Here is a 24,010-nt window from a genome sequence, read left to right as displayed (position 1 = left end):
GCTGACTCATCGTAAAGAACGTCATATCAACAGTAAGGTGGGGTCACCCACCTCTTGATAGTGCAGTTTGCAGTACGATTTAGTGATGTTTTACGGCTCTAAGCCGCATCATTATGTGTAAAAGTATGAGTGCTGCAACGGGCGCAATTACAATCACGGCAGATCTTGGTGACAAGTCCACTCCCAGCAGATGGACGCCCGAATACAGTAGTTTCAACAAGCTCAGCACGTAGTACGTGATGGCAATAATGGAAAGGCCTTCAACCGCCCGCTGAATCTTGATCTGAGCATCGGCCCGAGCATTCAGGCTTTTCAGGATCTCGGCGTTCTGTTCTTCCATCTCTACCTGGACGCGCGCCTGCAAAAGGTCACCCAGATTGGCCACGCTCTTGGCCAGCACATCGAGCCGTTGTTCCATCACGGCGCAGTACCTTACCGTCGGTTTGAAGCGTCGCTCAATGAAGATGCCCAGGCGCTGGTAGTCACCTGCGCGATTCTCTCGCAGTTCTGCCAGTCGTTCGAATACGAGCTGCGCGTAAGCTTGTGTGGCACTGAAGCGATGCCGGTGCCTGGCTGAGAGACTGACGACTTTGGCCGACAATGCTGCAATTTCTGAAAGTAGTTTTTTTGCATTGCTGGAGTCGGGCGCAGCGTTTCGCTCCGACAGGTCGACAAGGGTTCTATCGAAGGCATTGAGTTGCGAACTCAATTGCTTCGCTGTTGGAAGCGCAAGCGAGGCCATCATGCGATAGGTTTCAATCTCAAGTAGTCGGCGAATCATTCGCCCTTGGCGGTAGGCGTTGAGGTGAGTGTTGATGAACAAAAATCTGTTTTCACCGCATTTGCTCAGCCGGAAGTCGCTCCAAACCGCCGCATCGCCACCCCCGATGGACGAGCCGCACGGGTCCTTGAATCCGTACGCCGCAAGATCCCCGTCCCATGAGTCATGGTTGCGCACCACAATTTGCACGCTGTTGATCAGCAGCTGGGTGTAAGGGCTGATCTTTGCCGCCAGGGCCTCAGGCAAGGAAGTCCAGTGCGGGCGATCCGTGGTCGCGGTGACGACGTAAGTAAGAGTAAAGAACTCGGCATGTCGCTCCCATTTCAGCCAATGCTCATCAAACCTGGTAATGCCTTGGGGGATTTCACCACTGACCGGTTCGTCGTAGAGGCTGTTGAGCAGTGCCAGGCGCTCATTGTCGCTGCCCATGACGGCCAGGTGAAAAACATAAGCCGGCTCGCTGAAGTACAGGGAAGGGCGGGCGTGCAGTTCGTCATGAAGCGAATGTCGTAACGGGTGCATAGTGCTCAAGCCTTGAGCCCTGAGTCTCTGCTGCAGGCAATGATGCCCAAGGCAAAGTGAGTCAGGGCATCCGTGAGTTTTTGCTCCGGGACGTCAATGCTTTGCCAGAGGGATTGTCCGTAAAGCATACCGATGACGGCCTCTGTGATCAGGCCTGTGCGGTCACTGATGCAACCAGTTTCGCCACACTCGGCGGAAACGATGGCCTTCAGCAGCGTGGCGTAGCTCCTCTTCAGCTGATTGATCTCCTGTTGTTGCTCATCGCTGAGGTTGACGAACTCTCGTGTCACCAGCATTAGTCGGTGTTTCTCGGTCAGGTTGAACACCACAAATGCGTGCACAAAGCGCTGGAGACGGTCGCGGTGCGTCCGGGCTCCCCGCATGCGGCGCTTGGTACCGGCCAACAGGTCGGAGACCGCGCCTTCGATCAGTTCGAACAACAGGCTTTGTTTGTTCTCGATATGGTTGTACAGCGAGCCGGCATGCAGCCCCAACTGGCCAGCCAGGTCGCGCAGGCCAATGGCCTGGTAACCGCGCGTCGCGAAGAGTTCCAGTGCTACATCGAGCAGGCGGTCGCGGGCACTCGGTGCGGGGTGCTTTGGTAAGTTTGCGGCAAGCATAGGAGGTCAGGCGCTCGGCGTTGAGAGAGTTATGCAGTGGCGGTCCTGGTGGACCGCCCTGTCGTGAGTGTGTAATCAGGCTGGATTAGCTTCTTCCGGAAGAATCAGTTGCGCGGGAATCCGTTGCGTTGAATTACGCGCCACCCAGTAGTAAATGAAGGCTGGTACGGTTAGGCCGATCAACCACGAAATGTCCGTCCCACCCAAGGTTTCAACCAAGGGGCCGGTGTAGAAACTGGTCGTAATGAAGGGCATCTGAATCACTACGCCGAGGGCGTAGACCGCTATGCCGGTGACATTCCAGCGTCCGTATCGACCATCCGGATTGGAGAGGGCGGGGATGTCATAGCGCTCCTTGGTCACCAGATAAAAGTCAACCAGGTTGATGGCGCTCCAGGGCGTGAAAAAGGCCAGCAGGAACAGGATGAACGCTGAGAAGTCATGAAGGAACGAATGCCTCCCCAACAGCGCCAGTGCAGTGGCGAATCCGACCATGATCAGGATGTAAATCAACCGTACGATTTTGGAAATTTCCTGGTTGCCTCTGAAACCGCTGATGATGGTAGCCAGAGACATGAAACTACCGTAGGCGTTGAGTGTGGTAATGGTCACCTTCCCGAACACGATACTGAAAAACAGCAGTGACGCGACGACGCCGCTGGCCCCCATACCGACGATGTAGGACACCTCGTGGCCGGCAAACTGATCACCCGCCAGGGCGGCGACGAATACACCGAAGATCATGGAGATTTGAGTGCCGATCACTGAGCCCAGGCCCACAGCCAAGAAGGTTTTCCAGGCCGAAGTCTTTCTCGGCAGGTAGCGCGAATAGTCAGCGACATAGGGGCCGAATGCGATCTGCCAGGAAGCCGAGAGTGATATTGCCAAGAGAAAACTGGCCAGTGAAAAGTGTCGATTTCCCAGCAGCTCGCTGATGTCATGAGCTGACAGCAAGCGGTAGAACAAGTAGAAGAAAGACACCACGCCTATCAGGCTCGACAGGCGTCCGATCAAATGGATAGTCCGATATCCCAGCACGGTGAGCACAACGATCATCACCGCGAAAATCAGGATGCCAGCGGCGTCACTGACATTGACCAGTTGACTGATGGCCTGGCCCGCAAGCACCGAGCCGCTGGCAGAAAAGCCCACGTACATCAGGCAGACCAGGACGATAGGGATGACGGCGCCGTATACGCCGAATTGCACGCGACTGGAGATCATCTGCGGCAGGCCCAACTGGGGGCCCTGAGCAGCATGCAGCGCCATGATTGCGCCGCCCAACAGTTGCCCGATCAACAAGCCAATCAGTGACCAGAACACATCGCCGCCCAATACGACAGCCAGCGCGCCAGTGACGATCGCAGTGACTTGAAGGTTGGCGCCGAACCACAGAGTGAACTGACTGAGCAGCCGACCATGACGCTCGGACTCAGGTATGTAATCGATGGATCGCCGTTCTATATACGTCTTGCGCTGCGCACTTTCTTTGGTGGCGGACATGGCAGTTCCTCTCGGGCGTCGTACAGTACGACAGCCTTCTCGTGGGGGGAGTGACTCAGGGGGAGGGCCTGTTAAACAGGCCCGGTTTTTCGCTCGATCAGCGCTGGGCGTCGAGCAAGCTTCGCGAAATGATGATTTTCTGCACTTCGGACGTGCCTTCGAAAATTCGCAGGATCCGTGCGTCGCGTACGTAGCGTTCCAGTGGAAGGTCGCGAATGTAGCCATAACCGCCATGGAGCTGAAGCGCAGCATCGGTGATGAAACCGGCGCATTCGGCGGCGACCAGTTTGGCGGTGGCCGAGTCCAGGCTGAAGCGTTCACCGCTGTCACGGCGGGCGGCGGCTTTCCAGGTCAGCATGCGGGCACCTTCCAGCTGTGCGTACATATCGGCGAGGCGCCACTGTGTGCCTTGGTAGGCGGCAAGCGGCTTGGGGCCGATCTGCCGTTCGCGGGCCCAGTTCAAGCTCGCTTGCAAGGCGGCATTGGCGATACCCAGCGACATGGCCGCCACTTCAACGCGACCCCGATCCAACACCGCCATGGCCGTGTTGAAGCCGGCACCTTCGATGCCCAGCAATGCCGAATCGGGCAACCAGCAGTCCAGCGCCAGCTCATAGATCGTGCTGCCACGCAGCCCCATGGTTTTTTCCGGATTGGAGAAGCTGATCCCTGCGGTGCCCTGGGGAATCATGAAGGCGCTGATGCCCTTGTGGCCGGCTTCGGCGTCGGTCTTGGCATAGAGCACAATGAAGCCTGCTTCACGGGCATTGGTAATGTAGTGCTTACTGCCACGCACCCGCCAACCGCCATCTTCACGCAGTGCACGGCAGCGCATGTCGGCTGGATTGGAGCCCGCTGCCGGCTCTGTCAGTGCGAAGGCGCCGAGTAATTCTCCGCTCGCTGCGCGAGGCAGCCACTCCTGTTTCTGTTCTTCGGTGCCGCCGATCAGGATCGAGTCGGTTGCCAGGAAATGCGCAGTCAACGCCGATGCAGTGGAGGCGCAGGCGCCAGCCACGGCTTCAACGACGCGGCTCATGGCCAGGCTGCCAATGCCCAGTCCGCCATATTCTTCGGGCAAATTGATACCCATGCCACCAAGCTCGGCCAATGCTTGCAGGCTCTCGGCACAGAACGTCTCGGTTTCGTCGTAATGTTGGGCGCGCGGCTGGATCACCTCGCGAGCCAGTTTTTCAGCGGTTTCGATAACGGCCAGTTCGACTTGATCTAATTCAAAGTTCATGGGAAAGCTCCTGTTTGTTCAGTCCGAATGCATCGTTGTCGGCGCCGAGGCGTGGGGCGTGGGTAGTTGCGTGGGGTTTGCGGCCATTGAAGAAAACCGGTTGCGGTACCAGCGGCTGCGCAGAGCCCTCGGGGTGAATCAGCAACTGTCGTACCTGGGCCTGTTCACTGCTGGCCGCCTGGGCGAGGTTCCACACCGGGGAGGACGGCACGCCCGCCTCGAGCAGGATGTCGCAGACTTGATCAACGCTGAGTCGCTGCGTCCAGGCTTCGATTTCGGCTCGTAGTGTGGGCTCGTTGAGTGTGCGTTGCGGGTCATCGGCAAAGCGTGGGTCTTTGCCGAGTTCTGGCCTGCCCAGGCAATCGCATAACCGTTGGAAGAGCTTGTTGCTCGCCACGGCGATGACCACCTGGCCGTCGGCGGCGCGGTAAGTGTCAAAGGGTGTCGAAACCGGGTGGCGGTTGCCCACCAGCCCAGGCGCAACGCCATTGGCGAAAAGATTGGACAGACCGGTCATTTGCAAGCTGAACAACACATCGAACATGGCGACGTCGATGTACTGGGCGCCGGGTGCATGACGTTCGCGAGCGAACAGCGCCGAGCTGATGGCCCACGCCGCATAAACGCCGGCGCACAGATCACCGATGGCTTCGCCACTGCGGGTAGGACCTGTCTCTGCAAACCCAGTGACGCTCATTAAACCCGACATTGCCTGGGCGACGATGTCATAGGCCGGGTTACCCGACAGCGGACCATGCTGGCCGAAACCGGAGATGCTCGCGTAGATCAGCTTGGGGTTGTATTGCTTGAGGGTATCGAAGTCGATACCCAGGCGCCGTGTCACGCCGGGACGAAAGTTTTCCACGACGACGTCCGCGTCACGGACCAGCTCATATAGCCGGGCACGATCAGCAGTGGACTTGAAGTCCATTTCGACACTGCGCTTGCCGCGATTGATCAGGCCAAAATAGACGCTCTCGCCATCCTTGAAAGGGCCCAGATGGCGGCTGTCATCGCCGTGGTCAGGGACTTCGAATTTAATGACGTCGGCGCCCAGGTCAGCGAGCATGGCCGTACAATGTGGGCCGGCCAAAACGCGGCTCAAATCCAGCACGCGAATGCCTTGGAGTTGTTGGGTAAACGGAATGCTGCTCATGGTGCAGGCTCCTCGATTCCGGGGCTTAGACGTTGCCGATCATCGGTAGGTTGAGGCCTTGTTCCTTGGCGCAGTCGATCGCGATCTGGTAACCGGCATCGGCGTGACGCATGACGCCAGTCGCCGGGTCGTTGTGCAGCACGCGAGCGATACGCTCGGCCGCTTCGTCAGTACCGTCGCAGACAATCACCATGCCCGAGTGCTGGGAGAAGCCCATGCCGACGCCGCCGCCGTGGTGCAGGGAAACCCAGGTCGCGCCGCTCGCGGTATTGAGCAGGGCGTTGAGCAGTGGCCAGTCGGACACGGCATCGGAACCGTCCTGCATCGACTCGGTTTCGCGGTTCGGGCTGGCGACCGAACCGGAGTCCAGGTGGTCACGACCGATCACGATTGGCGCGGACAATTCACCGCTGCGCACCATTTCGTTGAACGCCAGGCCGAGCTTGGCGCGCAGGCCCAGGCCAACCCAGCAGATACGTGCCGGCAGACCCTGGAAGCTGATGCGCTCGCGGGCCATGTCCAGCCAGTTGTGCAGGTGGGCGTCGTCCGGGATCAGTTCTTTTACCTTGGCGTCGGTTTTGTAGATGTCCTGCGGGTCACCAGACAGCGCAGCCCAACGGAACGGGCCGATGCCACGGCAGAACAGTGGACGGATGTAAGCCGGTACGAAGCCTGGGAAGTCGAATGCGTTTTCCACGCCTTCTTGCTGGGCCATCTGACGGATGTTGTTGCCGTAGTCGAAGGTTGGAATGCCCATTTTCTGGAATTCGAGCATGGCTTTGACGTGCACAGCCATCGATTGCTTGGCGGCTTTGACCACGGCAGCAGGCTCGGTCTTGGCGCGAGCGCGGTACTCTTCCCAGGTCCAGCCGGCTGGCAGGTAACCGTTGAGCGGGTCGTGGGCGCTGGTCTGGTCGGTGACCATGTCCGGGCGCACGCCGCGACGGACCAGCTCCGGGAGAATTTCAGCCGCGTTGCCCAGCAGGGCAATGGAAATCGCCTTGCCTTCTTGGGTGTATTTGTCGAGGCGCGCAAGCGCGTCGTCGAGGTCGGTGGCTTGTTCATCGACGTAGCGGCTGTTCAGGCGGAAGTCGATGCGGCTCTGCTGGCATTCGATGTTCAGCGAGCACGCACCGGCCAGGGTTGCAGCCAGTGGCTGAGCGCCACCCATGCCACCGAGGCCTGCGGTCAGGACCCAACGACCGGTGAGGTTGTCGTTGTAGTGCTGGCGACCGGCTTCGACGAAGGTTTCGTAGGTGCCCTGGACGATGCCCTGGCTACCGATGTAGATCCAGCTGCCGGCGGTCATCTGGCCGTACATGGCCAGGCCTTTGGCGTCGAGTTCGTTGAAGTGTTCCCAGCTCGCCCAGTGTGGCACCAGGTTGGAGTTGGCGATCAGTACGCGCGGGGCGTTGGTGTGGGTCTTGAACACGCCGACCGGCTTGCCGGATTGCACCAGCAGGGTCTCGTCGTCGTTCAGATTGGTCAGGCTTTCGACGATCTTGTCGTAGCATTCCCAGTTACGTGCCGCGCGGCCGATACCACCGTAAACCACCAGTTCTTTAGGGTTCTCGGCCACTTCCGGGTCGAGGTTGTTCATCAGCATGCGCAGCGGCGCTTCAGTCAGCCAACTCTTGGCGGTCAGTTTGTTACCGCGGGCAGAGCGGATTTCGACATCACGCAGGCGAGTGGTCTTGGTGGTCATGGTTATCTCCTCATTCAGTGGTTAGCGGGGTGGTCGTCACGTTTACGATGTGTGTATTAGCTTATACCAACCTGTATGTACAAGTGAATGCAAGTGAAGGGCCAAAATCGCCTGATGAAAGCCACGTCAAAATTTTTAAATATAAAAAATATTTGTAAATCAAATAGTTAAGATTTTTTTAAAGTTCTGAACAAAACGAGAGGGACGAAAATGTTGTTGCAATTCTTCGATGGGTAGTCACCACAGCTGTGCGTTATGTAACACTTTTTAGCGTGCTGCTTGAGGAGTGTCACCATTTTGCCAATGGGGGCGGCGCGGGTAACAGCTTCAGAGGGATGGCTAGGGGAGATGTCTATCGAGCGGCAGGCGGGGGCCGCTCGACTTGTGAGTCAGTTGCCGAATTTGCCTTCCAGGCGATAGCGCGAACCTGGGTAGACCAAGCGTGCGCAACCCACCTGACCCATTGCCGCCCATGTGCGGCGACGAATCAGCAGGCACGGTTCGTAGCGTTTGATTTGCAGAAGTTTGCACTCGGCAGATTTGGCGTGAATCGACTCGACCACGTGCTCGCCTTCGGTCAGCGGGGCCAGTTGAATCAGATAGGCGTAAGGCGTGACCTTGGTAAAGTCCTGCTGCAGATAGGCGGGTGCGACCTCGGCATTGACGAAGCGCTCTTCTATTTGCACCGGCACACCATTTTCGTGATGCACGACAACCGAATGGAACAAGCGCTTGACCCCCTCGAGGGGAAAGGGCATCGAAGCTCGCGCCCGTTCAGGCATCTCTTCAAGCACGACCACTTCACAGCGATGCTCATGACCTCGGGCCGCAATCTCTTCCGCAATATTGTGGATCTCGAACAGCGCCGCATGGCCTTTTGGCTCGGCTACAAAAGTGCCTACACCCTGCATGCGCACCAGCGAACCCTCGATAGTCAGTTCTCGCAGCGCCCGGTTGATGGTCATGCGACTCACACCGAGCAGATTCAGCAGTTCACTTTCAGAGGGCAGTTTGGAATTGGGTAGCCACGCACCAGAGCGAATCTTCTGCATGATGATTTGCTTGACCCGTGCATATAGCGGGGAAGGGCTTTCGAGCGAAAAGGACTCGAGGGATGCATTATCCTCAACTGGTTTGGACACAGTAATTCCTGATTAAAAGTTGCTCCGATGGACCTGGATCGCAGTTTACTCTGTCGCAAAGGGTACGCCTATGTTAGTGAGATGATACGACGTAGCCTTGCACATGCGATTGCCGAGGTCTGGGCCGGTTGCTGCCTGTCGCGAAGTGTTGCAACCGACCTGCACCGGACGTTCGTGATGGAGGCCGTTTCTGCTCGTCCCTCATCACGTACGACCGTAGGTGTCTTCGCATAACCATAGGGTGGCAAATGCCGCTGTCGATCTATCCAAGACAGCCTTCAGCCATCGCAGGCAAGCCATCAAGAAATGCTGCAATCTGCCGACTACCACACAAATGTACCGTTCGAATCTGCGGCCCTACAGCCAACCGCACCGCCTCGATACCCGGACGATACCCACGATCGAAATTCCACACAAAATCCAGAAAGGTCAAAAACGCCCGGTCAATCTTCTCTGTGCAACCTGCTGCCAGATCAGGCCGAGGCCGGTTCATCACGCTGCGCACGATCACCCGGGCTAAACAGGTAACCCGCGGCGTATCGAGCCAAATGATCAAGTCAGCACGGGGCAGGCGAAGATCGAATGTACGCCGCGCATAGTTGCCCTCACAAATCCACGCATCCGGCGCAATCGCTTCACTGACCCGTGCGCGGAACTGCTCAGCGTCGGGTTCGACCCAGCCGGGCTCCCAGAACAATGTGTCCAGGTGCACCACGGGCAGGCCAAGGCGCCTGCCGAGGGCGCGGGCGAGGGTGGATTTGCCGCTGCCGGCGTTGCCGAGAATTACAATCCGTTGCATGGTCGGACTTCCTGTCGAGAAAAAGCCGGCAATTGTGCAGGTTTCGTGGTCTCAGTTAAAGATTGATGGGGGGCGAGCGCACCACAGGAAAGAGTTTGTTGTTGTCTGCTGCGCTATTTGCCGATGAGAGCAGAGGTCAGAAATCCCAGCGCGTCGACACCATCACATTCCGCGGGTCTCCGTAGTACGACGACCTGTAGAACCCAATATTGGTGAAGTACTTCTTGTCGAGCACGTTGTTCACATTCACTGAGGCGGACAGGTTTTTGCTCACCTGGTAGCGCGCCATCAGGTCGACTAGCCAGTACGGGTCCTGGGAAAACTCTTGAGTCACACCTTTGCCGCTGTTGTACACGTCTTGCCAGCCTTTGCCTTACCAGCGCGCGCCCCCGCCGAGCGTGAGTCGGTCGAGGCTGCCGGTGAGTTTGTAGCCGGTGTAGAAGTTGAGCTGGTCTTCAGGCTCCCAGGTCGAAAACTTTTTCCCGCTGTCGTCACGGATCACCTTGTGGGTGTAGCCCGCTTGAACTTGCCAGCACGGTGCCAGTTCGCCGGAGATCTCCGCTTCGTAGCCTTTGGTTTTTGCCTTGATGCCGACGTAGGCCCAATCCACCAGCGCGTTGGGCGGGAGGTTGTTGTTGTATTCGGTGTCTTCTTCAGCCCGATTTTCTTCATGGATTTCAAAGTAGGCGAGGCTGGTGTTCAGGCGTCCGTCGAAGAACTCGCCTTTGATGCCCACTTCGTAGTTTTTGCCTTCGTCGGGCTCGACCATTTTGTTGTTTCGGTCGGGGCGCAGCATCTGCGGCATGAAAATTTCGGTGTAGCTGGCGTACGCCGAGAAGTGTTCGTCGAGGTCATACACCAGGCCGGCGTAAGGGATGAGTTTCCCGGTTTCCCTGGAGTCGTTGCTGCCGGTCAGGCGGTAGTCCGTCAGGCGCGAACCCAGCAGCAGGGACAGGTCATCGGTGAGGCTCAGGCGAGTCGAAAAGTAGCCGGCGGTCTGCCGTGTCACGTCATCTTTCCTGGCGCTTAGGTTGCCCCATTCGGGCTCGTCACCGTCACCGAGTAAGCAGCCTTGCACAAATCGGCAGTCGAGCTGCGGGCTTTTCTTAAGCGTTCCTACGTAACGTTCAGGTCTGCTGACTATCCAAACACCGACAGATTTTATGCAAGACGGGCGCGTTAATTGATCTGCACAATGACCGGACCTTCCGTTACGATCGGCGGGTCCGCGTGAATATTTGATGCATTTTTCTGAATCCACTCACGTGCGACTTTCAAGCTCGCATCGCTGCCGGCCTTGTCCGTGCAAACAGTCACCGACATACCACCATCACCAGTATTCAGCAGTGTGTAGCTTACGAGGCCAGGCACTGTCCGCAGGGTAGCTTCGACGTCGGTTTTGCGCTCTTCCAAAAGCTCGAAAAGCTGCTTTGCTCCAGTACCCAAGTAGGTTCTTATAACCGCATACATAGTCGTCTCCTTTGGGAGCAGCGTCTTGATGCCTATCCAGATCTGCTGATGGCCGCTATCACCCAAGTTTCAATTAACCCCGATTTATTAAGCTTAGCCACACGCCAGCGACAAGCGAAATGCAACGACCACCGGCCGCTTTTGCCCGGACAGCGACGGCTAGCCTCTACCGTCGCAGTGGAGGGTTCGACTTCCTTCTGTTTCGATCTACAGAGCTGTTGTGTGAAGACGAGGATTAGTTCAGCGCGCTGCCCGACCGATTGCTCGTAAAAGTTTTACGCAAAATTTACGGGGCATTTAGGTTGGGCATCCGATACTGCGCGGTGCTAATTTGGAACGCTACTGTTATGTCCCTCGCAGCAATTCGGCTTATCGGCTTCATCTTAGGCATTTTTCTGATCACGCTGGCCGTAAGCATGGCCATTCCCATGATCACTTTGGTGGTCTATGAGCGTAGCGACGATCTGTCGGCATTTCTCTGGTCGAGTTTGATTACCTTCATCTGTGGCCTCCTGTTGATCGTGCGGGGGCGCCCGGATGCTGGCCAGCTTCGTCCCAGGGATATGTACCTGCTGACTACCGCAAGCTGGGTAGTTGTGTGCATATTCGCAGCATTGCCAATGGTGTTTATCAGCGATATCAGCTACACCGACGCATTCTTTGAAACGATGTCTGGCATCACAACCACTGGCTCGACTGTACTCACCGGTTTGGATAGCTCATCTCCCGGCTTGTTGATATGGCGCTCCATGCTGCATTGGTTGGGAGGCATCGGTTTTATCGGCATGGCTGTGGCGATCCTTCCACTGTTGCGAGTAGGCGGCATGCGTCTGTTCCAGACAGAGTCCTCAGATTGGTCGGAGAAAGTGACACCGCGTTCCCATGTGGCAGCCAAGTACATTCTTTTACTCTATCTGGGGCTTACTGGCATCGGAGCTCTGGCGCTCTGGCTCGCCGGGATGACGCCATTTGAAGCGGTCAACCACGCCATGTCGTTGATCTCTACCGGGGGGTTCTCAACTTCGGATGCCTCACTTGGGCATTGGACGCAACCAGAGATTCACTGGGTGGCAGTGGCTATCATGATTCTGGGCAGCCTGCCATTCACCTTGTACGTCGCGTCATTGCGGGGCGATCGGCGTGCGCTGATCAAGGACCACCAGGTACGCGGATTCATTGGATTCTTGCTCGTCACATCGCTGGCTGTGGGTACCTGGCTGTGTTTTCACAGCGATTACGGATGGTGGGATGCGTTTCGTATCGTGGCAGTCAATGTGACCTCGGTCGTCACGACCACCGGAATTGCGGTTGGCGACTACACGTTATGGGGCAGCTTCGCTGTCTTGCTCTTTTTCTATCTGACCTTTGTCGGAGGATGTTCAGGCTCAACTGCAGGCGGTCTTAAAATCTTCCGTTTTCAGGTTGCTGGCGCCCTACTGGTCAGTAGTTTGAAGCAGTTGATCCATCCTCGAGCCGTGATTCAGAAGAAGTACAACGGTCATCCCATCGACGAGGAGATCTTGCGCTCGCTTTTGACCTTCTCGTTTTTCTTCACCATCACTATTGCTGCCATCGCGTTGGGCTTGGCTCTCATTGGACTTGATTGGACAACAGCATTGAGCGGCGCAGCTACTGCGGTGTGTAACGTCGGGCCAGGGCTTGGCACGATCATTGGGCCGGCAGGTAATTTCTCATCATTACCGGATGCCGCCAAATGGCTACTGACCGTTGGAATGCTTCTAGGCAGGCTGGAAATCCTGACTGTGTTGGTACTCGTAACTCCAGTTTTCTGGAGATATTGACCCACCTTGTCGGGGTGCCGCTGTTGGCCGATTCCTGCCTATTGCGAAGGGCAGCAACCGACCGAGGCTGTACATCGGGCGTTCGGGTGAAACAGGTGTAAACCTATTTCAGGACTAGACAAAAGTAGATGAGTTATCGGTTAAATCGCCTCCTGCGTGGTGGCCGCCATTTGATTGACTGCGGCCGACACCTGCTCGGTCAGCATCGGAAAAAGAAGGTGTGGACAAACGCCTTGCCAGCGCACGCCCCCGCCACCTGTGTCCCGTTCAAAAGTACTTAAGCCATCCAATATCGCGACGGCGCGCCTTCAATGCGGCGAACCAGCGCACCGGCAGATACAGCGTTGCAGCCAGCAGCACCGCCGTCAGCCACACCGCCCAGATACCGTCGAAGCCGAAGTAGTTGCCATGATTCAAGCCGAACATTGCCACGCTGATCAGGTACATCACTTTCAGTATGTACAGGTGGAGCAGGTAGAAGAACATCGGCGCCGCGCCAAATACCGCCAAGGTGCTGATCCACTTGCGTTGCTGGGCCCGCTCAAAGCCAAGCAGCAGTAGCAGGCCCACCCCTAGCGTCAGGGAAAGGAAGAGCAGGGAAGGGGGGTATTTGGTGATGTTGAAGAAGCTCATGACGGTGTGCAGGGTGCTTTCATAGACCAGCCAATGCGCCTCGCCATAACCGTTGACCAGGCGCAGTGCAACGAAGCCGATCAACGCGCCGGCCCCGGTCAGTAACAGATAGCGCTGACGCACGGCGGTAGAGGCTGAGTGAGAGAACCAGGGGCCGATGCAGTAACCCAGGGCGATCACGCCGATCCATGGCAGTACCGGGTATGAACTGCGCAGGCGCAGGTTGTCCGAGAATTCGAGCCAGCCTCGGTCATGCAAGATCGCCCATGGCACATGCATCGTTGATCCGACCGGGAAGTGCAGGGGATCGAGCAGGTTGTGTCCGGCGACGATGATCAGGCCCAGGACACAGAGGACTGGCCGAGGTAGCCAGACCAGTGCAGCGAGGGCAATCATGCTGACGCCAATCGCCCAGATTACCTGCAGGTAGATCACGGTGGGCGGCAACTGGAATGTCCAGGCGAAATTCACCAGGGTGAATTCCAGCAAAACCAGGAACAGGCCACGCTTGAACAGGAACAGCGACACATCGCTCTTGCCCTGGTGCTTTTCTCCGTACAGGTAAGCGGACAGGCCCGTGAGCAGAACGAATACCGGCGCACATAAATGCGCGAGCGTCCGGCTGAAGAATAGCGTCGGGTCAGTGGTGTCGATGGCCATCGGGTCGGCGACTTGACGGTGCAGGAAGAACGTTTCGCGCACGTGATCCAGCAGCATGAAGATGATCACCAATCCCCGCAGGGCATCGATGGACATCAGGCGTTGGTTGACGCTTGTGGCGGGGGGGATTTGAGTGAAGTGGGTCATCGCAAGTCGCAGGCAGGGGGTGAATAGTGCTGTCGGTAGATAACCGATAGCATATTTAATGATATTCTATAACATATCATTAAATTCTGTCCTGTCCGTGCGGATTCCAGTTGTCGGCGTGCTGCAAAGCAGAAGGTGGCATTGAGTCTTGCGGCGGCCGTGATGACGCCTTCGCCGGCAAGCCGGGCTCCTACAGGGGATTGGTTTCGTTCAGGGATTTCGTGTGCAGTGAAAATCAACTGCTGGCTTGTCGGATCGCCGCACCGCAGCGAAGGCGGCCTTGAGTCTTGCGGCGGCTGTGATGACGCCTTCGCCGGCAAGCCGGGCTCCTACAGGGGATTGGCACAACACCGGCGCGAGGCCGGTGTTTTTTTTTCTTCTTCGCGTTCATCTCGGGTAGAGGAGCGCCACCCAGCCGGATACCTCAGAAGCGATACTTCGCCGAAGCCGTGATGCTGCGTGGAGCGCCGTACGTCAGGGCACCATAGGCATCGAAGATGTCGAAGTACTTCTGGTCGGTGATGTTGTCGGCATTCACCTGGGCCGAGAGGTTTTCGGTGATCTCGTAGCGGGCCATCAGGTTGACCAGCGCATAGGCGTCCTGCTGGATCTTCTCGGAGTTGCCTGCCGGATTGGTGGCGTAGGTGTAGATCGAGTCCTGCCAGTTGACCCCGCCGCCAATGGTCAGCTTGTTGAAAGCCCCTGGCAGGCGGTAGGTGGTAAAGGTCCGCAGCAACTTGGTCGGGTACAGCGTGTTGACGTTGTCGCCGTTGGCATCTTCGGCGGTGAACTGGGTGTAGCCCACCGATGCATTCCAGTTGGTGGCGAGTTCGCCGGACACTTCCAGCTCGAAGCCTTTGCTGGTCGCGCCTTCACTGGCCTCGTAGGCGAAGCCGCCGACCGGGTTCGAAGGATCGATCAGCTGGCCGGTGTTCTGGCCCAGGTTATCCTGCTTGATCTGGAAAATGGCCGCGGAGGCGTTCAAGCGGCCGTCGAAGTACTCACCCTTCAGGCCGATTTCCGTGCTCTCGCCAACGATCGGCTCCAATACCTGGCCACTGCTGTCGCGTACCGACTGCGGCAGGAAGATTTCCGTGTAGCTGGCATAGGCCGAGAGGTTGTCGGTGAGGTCGTAGACGACGCCTGCATAAGGCGTCAGCTCATGATCGACATCGACCTTGCTCACGTCCGAGAAGATGTCATCACTGGTCTTCTCGTACCAGCTTTCACGGGCGCCAAGAATCACTTTCAAATCGTCGGTCACGTTCAGGCGGGTGGCCGCATAGAGGCCCTTCTGCCGGGTCTCGCTGTAGCCGTAGTCTGTCCGTGGGCCCCAAACCGGCTCGGCGAAATTGCCGTTGTAGGCATCGAAATCGGCAACGCCGTCAAAGCCTGTTTGCGCGTCGAGCGAGTCGGCGTCGAACTTCTGCTTGCTGTCCACATAACCGAAGGCCAGATCGTGTTCACGGCCCAACAGCTTGAACGGGCCATTGAAGCGGATGGCGTAGTCGTCCTGGGTGGTCTCGGTCTTGTAGGTCGCCGGGAACGAAAACATGCCGGAGCTGCCGTTCCGGCCTGGATTGCCCGACAGGTAGAGCAGGGAAGAGTCGCCGGTGCGCTCGCCGCGGTTGTAGCTGAGGTTGACTTGCCAGTCGTTGGCAAAGGTGTGATCGAGATTGACGAAGTAGGTCTCGTAGGTGGTGTCCCACTTGCTCCATTTGGCGGAGGTCGACTTCGAGCGGCTCCAGTTGGTACGGCCGCCATCCGCGTACCAGACCGGCAAGCCGCCCCACATCGGCGAGTCGGCGTTGCTTTCCTGGCGGCTCAAGCCGAACCAGAGCGTGGTGTCGGGCGTCAGGTCGATGTCCATGGTGCCGTAGACGGTCTGGCGCTTGTTCGAGTTCATGTCGATCCAGGTGTCGCCCTCGTTGCTCTCGGCGACCAATCGTCCGCGAATGGTGCCTTCCTGGTTCAGCGCGCTGGACACGTCAGCCTCGACGCCATAGGTGTCCCATGAGCCGGCGCTCAGTTCCAGCGAACCCTTAAGGTCAGTACTGCTGGCGCGCTTGCGCACCATGTTGATGGACGCGGAAGGGTCGCCGGCACCGGTCATCAAGCCGTTGGCGCCACGGACCACTTCAACGCGGTCATACATGGCCAGGCTGCTGAAAATCTCCCCCGAACTCCATGGCTGCTCGTAGATGGTGGGCACGCCATCGATCATCAGCGAGTTGAGCTCGAAGCCACGGGCGTTGAACTGCGCCCGGCTGGTCTCGTAGCGGTTGACCGAGACACCGGTGGCATTGTTGACCACGTCGAGGATCGTATGCAGGTCCTGGTCCTGGATGCGCTGCTGGGTGACGACGCTGACCGACTGCGGCGTCTCCCGCAGGGACATGCTCAGTGGCGTGGCCGTGCGTGCCGCATCGGTCGTGTACGAGTGGGTGTCTTCGGTGACCGCGTTGCGCTCGCGAGTGGCCGTCTCCGTGACAGCGATAGGTGCCAAGGTCAGAGAACTCCCTGTCTCTGTTTGCTCAGTCTGTTCCGCCGCCTGCGCAGATGGCGCAGCGAAGGCGATACCGGCTGCAAGCATATGTACGGCCAGGGCCAGGGGACGCACAGCCAGCTGCGCGCGGGGCGGAACGGTGTTTTGTGAACACAGGGAGATTGGGGTGTACATGTGCACTCACATTTGGCTTGTTGTTAATGAGAATCTGTATCATACGCAAATGTGATGAGTTATCAAATGATACTTGTAATGTGCTTTGTGAAAACATCAAGGGTATCCAGCGCAGAGCCCGCTCCGCTGTGAATGCATCGGACAGGGTGATTGCATCATTGCCTGGCGCAAGGGACTGCGCATCGCGTGGTTGCTGAAGAGTGCCAAAGGCGGGGTAGAGGAGCAGGAGGTGCGAATGCGTCACGGGTTTGGCGACGGTGAAATGATGCTGCGCGCGACCCTGGAGGGGGCGGACTTTGACAATGGCCGACATGGCGGGTGTCGGATCATTTGCGCAGTCAGTCGTGTGATTTATATAGCCCTATGAGGGCTATAATAAATATTTCCATTGATTCTAATGTGTCGATATTGGCGGGCTAATATCAAGCCGACGAGAAAATACGCTTTGAATATATAGGGGTGTGAGGTTGAGTTGTTCGCCGGTCATTAAGGTGGTGCGACTTTAAATAGTTATAACCGTGCCAGGTAAAGCCGTTGTTAGTTGGGAGCAGACCATCACCAGCGCTCAAGCCCATCACATTACATGGGGATCTTTCAATCATGTACGAAAAGACGATGGCCTGGCTGGGCGGCTTTGCCGTTACCGCATTTTTCCTCGGCGCAGGCAGTTGCGTCGCTGGGGATGATGTAGAAAACAGGGTCAGGGCTGTCGTGGACGCCGCTATTCGGCCGGTTATGCAAGAGCATGCCATTCCTGGCATGGCGGTGGCGGTAACACTCCATGGGAAGCAGTATTACTTTAACTACGGCGTCATCTCCATGGAAGAAGGAGCGCAGAAGGTCACCGAGGAGACGATTTTCGAGATCGGCTCGCTCAGTACAACCTTTACGGCGACACTCGCATCCTACGCGCAGGAAAGCGCAAAGCTCTCGCTGTCTGATCCCGCAAGCCACTATCTGCTTTCGTTGCGTGGCAGCAGTCTCGACAGCATCAGCCTGCTCGATCTTGGAACCTACGCGGCCGGCGGTCTACCGCTGCAGTTTCCGGGCGATGTGGACAGTCACGAAAAGATGATCGGCTATTTCCAAAACTGGCAACCGACCTATGCCGCCGGAACATACAGGGTCTACTCGAACCCGAGCATCGGTCTGCTCGGTTTTCTGACCGCCGAGAGCATGGGCGAGCCTTTCGAAGATCTACTGGAAAAGAGGCTGTTTCCCAAGCTCGGCCTGAAGCAAAGTTACATCAGGGTTCCTCAAGCGCAGATGAGTCATTACGCGTACGGCTATAGCAAAGAGGGCAAACCGGCGAGGATGGCCCCAGCTGTTCTGTATGCCGAGGCTTATGGCGTGAAATCCAGCTCGGCGGACATGATTCATTTCGTCGAGGCAAACATGCAGGCGGCGGATCTGGATGAGCCTCTGCAACGTGCGATCACTGCAACGCATACAGGCTACTACAAGGTCGCAGATATGACACAGGGCCTGGGATGGGAGTTTTACCCTTATCCAATAGAGCTCGACCGCTTGCTCGCGGGTAACGCGTACAAAATGATCTTTGAGGCCCATGAAATTACCCGACTCAACTCTCCGCTGCCACCGCAGGGCAACGTGCTCATTAACAAGACAGGCTCGTCGGAAGGTTTCGGTGCTTACGTGGCCTTTATTCCAGCCAAGGGTTTGGGCTTCGTGATGCTGGCAAACAAGAACTATCCCATCCCTGCGAGGGTGAAAGCCGCCCACGAAGTATTGACGGCCCTGGATCCTCGGATTTGATCGAGTGCACGTCATTGAACATCCATCTACATCGACTGGGTCGAAACCACTTCCACAAAGCGGAATTTTTTCCTGGCCGCCTTAGTCGCTTCTTGCTCAGCCAGGAGGGTACTCAACGTATCGGCCTCATGGACCATCTCGTGCGTCTGGCCTTCAAATTCATTACCCACCCGAAGTGTGACTCTCAGCCTGGGTGTATAGGCTTTCGCGACCTTCTTTTTCTCTGCCACCTTCGCCGACGGCGTGATCACGCTATCCGGGAGAGGCTTTTGCACTGCAGGCGCATTGCCCTGCACAACCTGCTCGTCAGCACCAAAAAGGGCCCGGCGCATTTCTTCTTCAGTTAATTCTGGGTTCATGCCAATTCTCAGAGGGGTGTTATGAGCAGCTAGTACGATTCTATCAGTATAAAGAATTTCTCCAGTAGCGAGTTTCCTCCACTTGTAGGGGCGTCCCCCGTAAGCCGGCGGGGCGGCGACGTTGTTGGCGGTTGCGGGGCCGTTAATCCGAGTGGCCGTCACATCAGTATCAGCCAAGTATTCATCTGCGAAATAGAGCAGTGATAGCCATGTAAAAAAAGCATTGAAACTACAATTATTCAGCATTAGACGACATTGTTCCGTGTCCTTAGGCTTTGCCGCATTACCTAAGGCGCCTGGCGCGCCCGGTATCTCAAAATTATCGAGGAATGGGCGATGTCCGAACGCAGTGGTGGCCAACTTGTCGTTGATCAATTAACGAATGAAGGCGTGCAGACAGTATTTTGCGTTCCGGGTGAAAGTTATTTGGAAGTGCTTGATGCGTTGCGCGATTCGCCCATCAAGCTGGTTGTTTGTCGGCAGGAGGGTGGGGCGGGCTACATGGCCGATGCCCACGCTCGAGTGACTGGAAAGACGGGCGTGTTCATGGTGACGCGAGGTCCCGGTGCGGCTAATGCCATGGTTGCGTTACACACTGCCTGGCAAGACAGTGTGCCTTTAGTGCTATTTGTCGGGCTCATTCCACGCGCTGAAACCTACCGAGAGTCTTTCCAGGAGTTCGATCTGAATGGCTGGTTCGGTACCACCACCAAAGGCGTATTCCAGATTGAGCACGCCGAGCGTATTCCTGAAATCGTTGCTCGGGCCTTTGCGCTGGCGCGCACAGGTCGGCCGGGCCCGGTAGTCATCGGACTGCCGGAGGACATGCTGCGTGATCGCGTGCAGGCTCAGGCAGTCGAACCCATCCGTACACTGCAAAGCGTCCCCGGACAGGACGCCATTGCCCAGTTGGAGCACCTGTTGGCCACTGCTTTGAAGCCGCTGGTGATTCTCGGCGGTGGAGGCTGGACGCCGCAGGCCACCCGACAGATCCAGCATTGGGCCGAACGGCATGAGTTGCCAGTGGCTGTCGACTTTAACTGCATGGACCTGATCGACCATCGGTCACCGTCTTATGTCGGGTCACTGGGTTATGGTCGCTCGCAAACCATGGCTGATGCCTTGCGAGAAGCTGATCTAGTCATTGGGATTGGCTCACCTTTGGGCGACATTGTGACCGATAGCTGGGCACTGCTGCCGGTACAAGGTCATGCCTCCAAATTGCTGACAGTATTACCTGACAGTGATTGCCTGGGCGCGATGCATCCTCAAGCGTTGCGCATCATTTCGGACATGCCCGGTTTTGCCTGCGCACTGGACACCCTGACGCCATCTTCAGCGGTGCGCTGGGGCGACCGTACCCGAGGGCTGCGTGAGGCGGGCGAACGCTACCGTCAGCCGCCCAATCTGGGCGGTGATATCGACCTCAATATTATTTTCGAGCACTTGCAGCGAGCGCTGCCAGACAATGCCATCGGCACATGGGGGGCTGGTAATCATGCCGGATGGGCCGGACGTTACTTGCGCTTTAACGGCTACCCATCGCAATTGGCACCACGCAACGGGTCGATGGGCTACGGCGTTCCGGCCGCCATCGCTGCCGCCTTGGCGCATCCACAGCGCCAAGTGGTCTCGGTGGCCGGCGATGGTTGCTTCATGATGAACGGCCAAGAGCTGACGGTGGCCCGAGGCTTGGGCGTGAAGCCGCTGATTATCGTCTTGAACAACGGCATGTACGGGACCATCAGGACCCACCAGGAAATCCATCATCCTCAGCGCATCAGCGGCACCGATCTGGTGAACCCGGATTTCGCCGACTACGCCCGCGCTTTCGGTGGTCACGGTGAAACGGTGATCAAGACCGAAGAATTCGCCGGGGCGCTTGATCGAGCGCTCTGCAGCGACACGTTCAGCATCATCGAGATACGCATCCCCCAGGACCTTCTCGGTCCGGACATGCGCATGAGCGATCTGCACCGCTGATTGACCTCCCTCTATTGCCAAGGAATTCCCATGCCCCAATTGACCCATGCTCAGTGGCAGCAGCGTGCTCTGTCGCTGCCGATCGAAACCCGTGCGTTTATCGATGGGCGTTATACAGCGGCCATGAACGGTGCAACGTTCGAGTGCATTAGCCCGGTGAATGGTCGTGTGCTGGGTCAAGTGTCCAGCTGCGACGCCGCAGATGCGCAATTGGCTGTAGCCGCGGCGCGCAAGGCATTTGAAGTCGGACACTGGTCTCGCAAGGCGCCAAGCGCTCGTAAACAGATCATGTTGCGTTTCGCGGCGTTGATCGAGCAGCACAGCGAAGAACTGGCGTTGCTGGAAACCCTGGACATGGGTAAGCCCATCGCTCATGCGCTGGGAATGGACCTGGTAGCAACCACCGAAGCCATCCGCTGGAGTGGCGAGGCGATCGACAAGATTTACGACCAGGTAGCTGCCACGCCTCACGATCAATTGGGTCTGGTGACGCGGGAGCCGATCGGCGTAGTCGCGGCAATCGTGCCGTGGAATTTCCCCTTGATGATGAGTGCGTGGAAACTCGGACCCGCACTCGCCACCGGCAACTCGGTGATTCTGAAACCCTCGGAGCGCTCGCCATTGAGCGCGATTCGTCTGGCTCAACTGGCGCTGGACGCGGGCATTCCCGCGGGTGTGTTCAACGTGTTGCCCGGCTATGGTCATACCGTTGGCAAGGCACTGGCGCTGCATATGGACGTCGACACATTGGTGTTCACGGGTTCCACCCGTATTGCCAAGCAGTTGCTGGTGTATGCCGGGGAGTCGAACATGAAACGGGTCTGGCTCGAAGCCGGCGGTAAAAGCCCCAATATTGTCTGTGCTGACGCTCCGGATCTGGAGTTGGCAGCGCAAGCCGCAGCGGCGGCAATTGCATTCAATCAGGGTGAAGTCTGCACGGCGGGTTCGCGCCTGTTGGTCGAGCGCAGTATCAAAGACGAGTTCGTTGCCAAGGTCATTGAAGCGTTGCAGGCATGGACACCCGGACATCCCCTGGATCCTTCGAGCATGGCGGGTGCCGTGGTGGATCACCAGCACCTGGAAAGCGTCCTGGCGCACATTGCCGAGGCGCAAAAACAGGGCGCGACCTTGCGCAGTGGCGGTCGGCAAATGCGTGTTGAAAGTGGCGGTGCCTATGTCGAGCCGGCACTGTTTGACGAGGTCGACAATGCCATGGGGATTGCCCGGGAAGAAGTGTTCGGTCCCGTGCTGTCCGTGATCGCCTTCGACACCCTGGAGCAGGCGGTAGAGATCGCCAACGACAGCCCGTACGGGCTTGCGGCAGCGGTCTGGACGCGGGATTTGTCGAAGGCGCACCTGGCGGCAAAAGCCCTGCGTGCGGGCAGTGTCTGGATCAACCAGTACAACGGTGGCGACATGACCGCACCGTTCGGCGGCTTCAAGCAGTCGGGTAACGGTCGTGACAAGTCGTTGCATGCGTTCGACAAATACACAGAACTCAAAGCCACCTGGATCAAGTTGTAGCTCGAGTAATCGCCTACGTATCACACCTCGCTCGACATGGATGTGGAGCGTCTTTTGATAATTAAAACCATGCTGTTTAGGTATCGATAGTCAAACAATTCAGCATTGGACGGCATGGTTCGCTGAATTTACGCTCGTCCCACATCACATCCAGTTACCTGTGGACCTGAAAATGAAAACAATAAACATCAATGCGCTCGAGCAAGACATCGTCGCCGCGGTCGAAGCACTGCGCAGCGAATCGATCACCCTGTTGAGTGAGCTGGTCTCCCATGCATCGCTCCTGGGTGAAGAGCAATCGGCGCAAGACGTTATGAAAAGAGTGTTTTCAGATGACCTGGAACTTGAAGTTCAAGCGCTGACCATCGACGAAAGCCTGATCAAGGATCACCCGGGGTATTCGCCATCACTGGTTTCCTATGAAGGCCGGGTCAATGTCATCGGCACTCATCGGCCTTGGGTGGTGCAGGGCAAGTCGATTATTTTCAATGGGCATATCGACGTGGTGCCAGTCGGTGATGAACGACTGTGGACACAACCGCCGTTTCAGCCCTGGATCGATGGCGACAAGTTGATTGGCCGCGGCGCATCCGATATGAAGGCCGGGATCGTCAGCTACATCATGGCGTTCAAGGCATTGAAACGACTGGGTTACGAGCCGGCTGCCAAGGTCATTCTCCAGTCGGTGATCGAAGAAGAATGCACGGGTAACGGTGCGTTGGCCTGCCTGGTTGCCGGGCACACCGCAGATGCTGCAATCATTACCGAGCCGACAGCGGGTTTGATGACGTGCCAGATGGGTGTGCTCTGGTTGGCGCTGGAAATCAGCGGCAAACCGGCCCATGCGGCCATGGCGACTCAGGGCAGTAGCGCCGTTGATTTTGCATTGGCGCTGTTCGCCGGCCTCAAGACGCTGGAAAGCGAGTGGAACGAGCCTGCCAACCGGCATCACTGCTACAGCCACCACCCTAAACCGATCAATTTCAACCTGGGCAAGATCCAGGGCGGTGAATGGACGTCCTCGGTACCGTCGATGTGTCGGCTGGATATTCGCATTGGTTTTTATCCCGAACAAACCGTGGCGCAGATCAAGGCTGAAGTCGAAGCCAGGCTCGACGCATTGTTCCTCGCCCACCCGGCTCATCGGTCTGCTCAGTACCAGGTCACCTATGGCGGGTTCCAGGCTCAGGGTTGTGAGATCGACATGAACCAGCCGGTGATGACTTCGCTGCAACGTGCCTATGCCGATGTGATCGGTGAAACATTGCCACTGGTGACGTTTGAGGGCGCAACCGACGCGCGTTTTTTCAATTTGTACGGTGGTATTCCCGCGACCTGTTACGGCCCTGTCGGTGGCTCCATCCACGGCATCGATGAGTGGGTTTCGATCAACAGCATGATGGATGTCACCAAGGTTCTCGCGGTGTTCATCGCACGCTGGTGCGGACTCAACCACGCTAAATAAAACCAAAGACTCAACTTCACCTTTCTGCCTGCCATCACAAAAA

Annotated in this window: 17 protein-coding genes and 1 pseudogene; 5 read left to right on the top strand and 13 right to left on the bottom strand. The window is 57.3% G+C overall.

All coding sequences use genetic code 11. The annotated features are described in order from the left end of the window. Positions 1 to 79: 79 nt before the first annotated feature. From ACA062_RS21240 to ACA062_RS21195, 10 genes and pseudogenes are all read right to left on the bottom strand, one after another. On the bottom strand, positions 80 to 1,303 hold the full coding sequence (locus tag ACA062_RS21240; protein ID WP_497452861.1) for a DUF3422 domain-containing protein: 1,224 nt from the start codon (positions 1,301 to 1,303) through the stop codon (positions 80 to 82). A 5-nt stretch (positions 1,304 to 1,308) separates the two neighbouring features. After that, on the bottom strand, positions 1,309 to 1,923 hold the full coding sequence (locus ACA062_RS21235) for a TetR/AcrR family transcriptional regulator (RefSeq protein ID WP_497452860.1): 615 nt from the start codon (positions 1,921 to 1,923) through the stop codon (positions 1,309 to 1,311). 75 nt (positions 1,924 to 1,998) lie between these two features. Then, the gene (locus ACA062_RS21230; protein WP_497452859.1) at positions 1,999 to 3,426 is read right to left on the bottom strand and encodes a purine-cytosine permease family protein; all 1,428 of its coding nucleotides are present in this window, start codon (positions 3,424 to 3,426) and stop codon (positions 1,999 to 2,001) included. 97 nt (positions 3,427 to 3,523) lie between these two features. Next, positions 3,524 to 4,666 (bottom strand): acyl-CoA dehydrogenase family protein, encoded by a 1,143-nt coding sequence (locus tag ACA062_RS21225; protein WP_497452858.1) that lies wholly within the window; start codon positions 4,664 to 4,666, stop codon positions 3,524 to 3,526. After that, complete coding sequence (locus ACA062_RS21220; RefSeq protein WP_497452857.1) at positions 4,656 to 5,822, bottom strand: CaiB/BaiF CoA transferase family protein; 1,167 nt, start codon at positions 5,820 to 5,822, stop codon at positions 4,656 to 4,658. The genes ACA062_RS21225 and ACA062_RS21220 overlap by 11 nt, the downstream gene beginning before the upstream one ends. Positions 5,823 to 5,847: 25 nt before the next feature. After that, the gene (hutU, locus tag ACA062_RS21215) at positions 5,848 to 7,527 is read right to left on the bottom strand and encodes a urocanate hydratase (RefSeq protein WP_497452856.1); all 1,680 of its coding nucleotides are present in this window, start codon (positions 7,525 to 7,527) and stop codon (positions 5,848 to 5,850) included. A gap of 389 nt (positions 7,528 to 7,916) precedes the next feature. Next, positions 7,917 to 8,669, bottom strand: a complete 753-nt coding sequence (hutC, locus tag ACA062_RS21210) for a histidine utilization transcriptional repressor HutC (RefSeq protein ID WP_497452855.1) — start codon at positions 8,667 to 8,669, stop codon at positions 7,917 to 7,919. Positions 8,670 to 8,931: 262 nt separating this feature from the next. Then, positions 8,932 to 9,468 carry a P-loop NTPase family protein gene (locus ACA062_RS21205; RefSeq protein WP_497452854.1) on the bottom strand — a complete coding sequence of 179 codons (537 nt, stop codon included), beginning with the start codon at positions 9,466 to 9,468 and terminating at the stop codon, positions 8,932 to 8,934. A gap of 136 nt (positions 9,469 to 9,604) precedes the next feature. After that, a pseudogene (locus ACA062_RS21200) lies at positions 9,605 to 10,528 on the bottom strand (TonB-dependent siderophore receptor); the annotation flags it as partial. Positions 10,529 to 10,647: 119 nt separating this feature from the next. Then, positions 10,648 to 10,938 carry a hypothetical protein gene (locus ACA062_RS21195; RefSeq protein WP_497452853.1) on the bottom strand — a complete coding sequence of 97 codons (291 nt, stop codon included), beginning with the start codon at positions 10,936 to 10,938 and terminating at the stop codon, positions 10,648 to 10,650. Positions 10,939 to 11,285: 347 nt separating this feature from the next. Between ACA062_RS21195 and ACA062_RS21190 the strand changes: the two genes are divergently transcribed. Then, positions 11,286 to 12,740 (top strand): TrkH family potassium uptake protein, encoded by a 1,455-nt coding sequence (locus ACA062_RS21190; RefSeq protein ID WP_497452852.1) that lies wholly within the window; start codon positions 11,286 to 11,288, stop codon positions 12,738 to 12,740. 267 nt (positions 12,741 to 13,007) lie between these two features. On the opposite strand, the gene ACA062_RS21185 is transcribed toward ACA062_RS21190, so the two are convergent. Next, positions 13,008 to 14,180, bottom strand: a complete 1,173-nt coding sequence (locus ACA062_RS21185; protein ID WP_497452851.1) for an acetyltransferase domain-containing protein — start codon at positions 14,178 to 14,180, stop codon at positions 13,008 to 13,010. Between the two features lie 424 nt (positions 14,181 to 14,604). Continuing rightward, positions 14,605 to 16,686, bottom strand: coding sequence for a TonB-dependent siderophore receptor (locus tag ACA062_RS21180; protein ID WP_497452850.1), 2,082 nt, complete (start codon positions 16,684 to 16,686; stop codon positions 14,605 to 14,607). Positions 16,687 to 17,460: 774 nt separating this feature from the next. Here ACA062_RS21180 and ampC point away from each other — a divergent pair. Then, positions 17,461 to 18,636: a class C beta-lactamase gene (gene ampC / locus ACA062_RS21175; protein WP_497452849.1), complete on the top strand. Its 1,176-nt coding sequence runs from the start codon at positions 17,461 to 17,463 to the stop codon at positions 18,634 to 18,636. A gap of 26 nt (positions 18,637 to 18,662) precedes the next feature. Here ampC and ACA062_RS21170 read toward each other — a convergent pair whose 3' ends face one another. Next, complete coding sequence (locus tag ACA062_RS21170) at positions 18,663 to 18,995, bottom strand: hypothetical protein (protein ID WP_497457468.1); 333 nt, start codon at positions 18,993 to 18,995, stop codon at positions 18,663 to 18,665. 390 nt (positions 18,996 to 19,385) lie between these two features. Here ACA062_RS21170 and ACA062_RS21165 point away from each other — a divergent pair, with 390 nt between their 5' ends. From ACA062_RS21165 to ACA062_RS21155, 3 genes are all read left to right on the top strand, one after another. Further along, positions 19,386 to 20,978, top strand: a complete 1,593-nt coding sequence (locus ACA062_RS21165) for a thiamine pyrophosphate-dependent enzyme (protein ID WP_497452848.1) — start codon at positions 19,386 to 19,388, stop codon at positions 20,976 to 20,978. Between the two features lie 30 nt (positions 20,979 to 21,008). Continuing rightward, a complete protein-coding gene (locus ACA062_RS21160) occupies positions 21,009 to 22,502 on the top strand; it encodes an aldehyde dehydrogenase (RefSeq protein WP_497452847.1) in 1,494 nt (497 codons plus the stop codon). 172 nt (positions 22,503 to 22,674) lie between these two features. After that, complete coding sequence (locus tag ACA062_RS21155; protein ID WP_497452846.1) at positions 22,675 to 23,967, top strand: ArgE/DapE family deacylase; 1,293 nt, start codon at positions 22,675 to 22,677, stop codon at positions 23,965 to 23,967. Positions 23,968 to 24,010 lie beyond the last annotated feature (43 nt).

Source organism: Pseudomonas sp. LBUM1679 (assembly GCF_059695565.1).
This window is presented reverse-complemented; position numbering and strand designations above follow the sequence as displayed.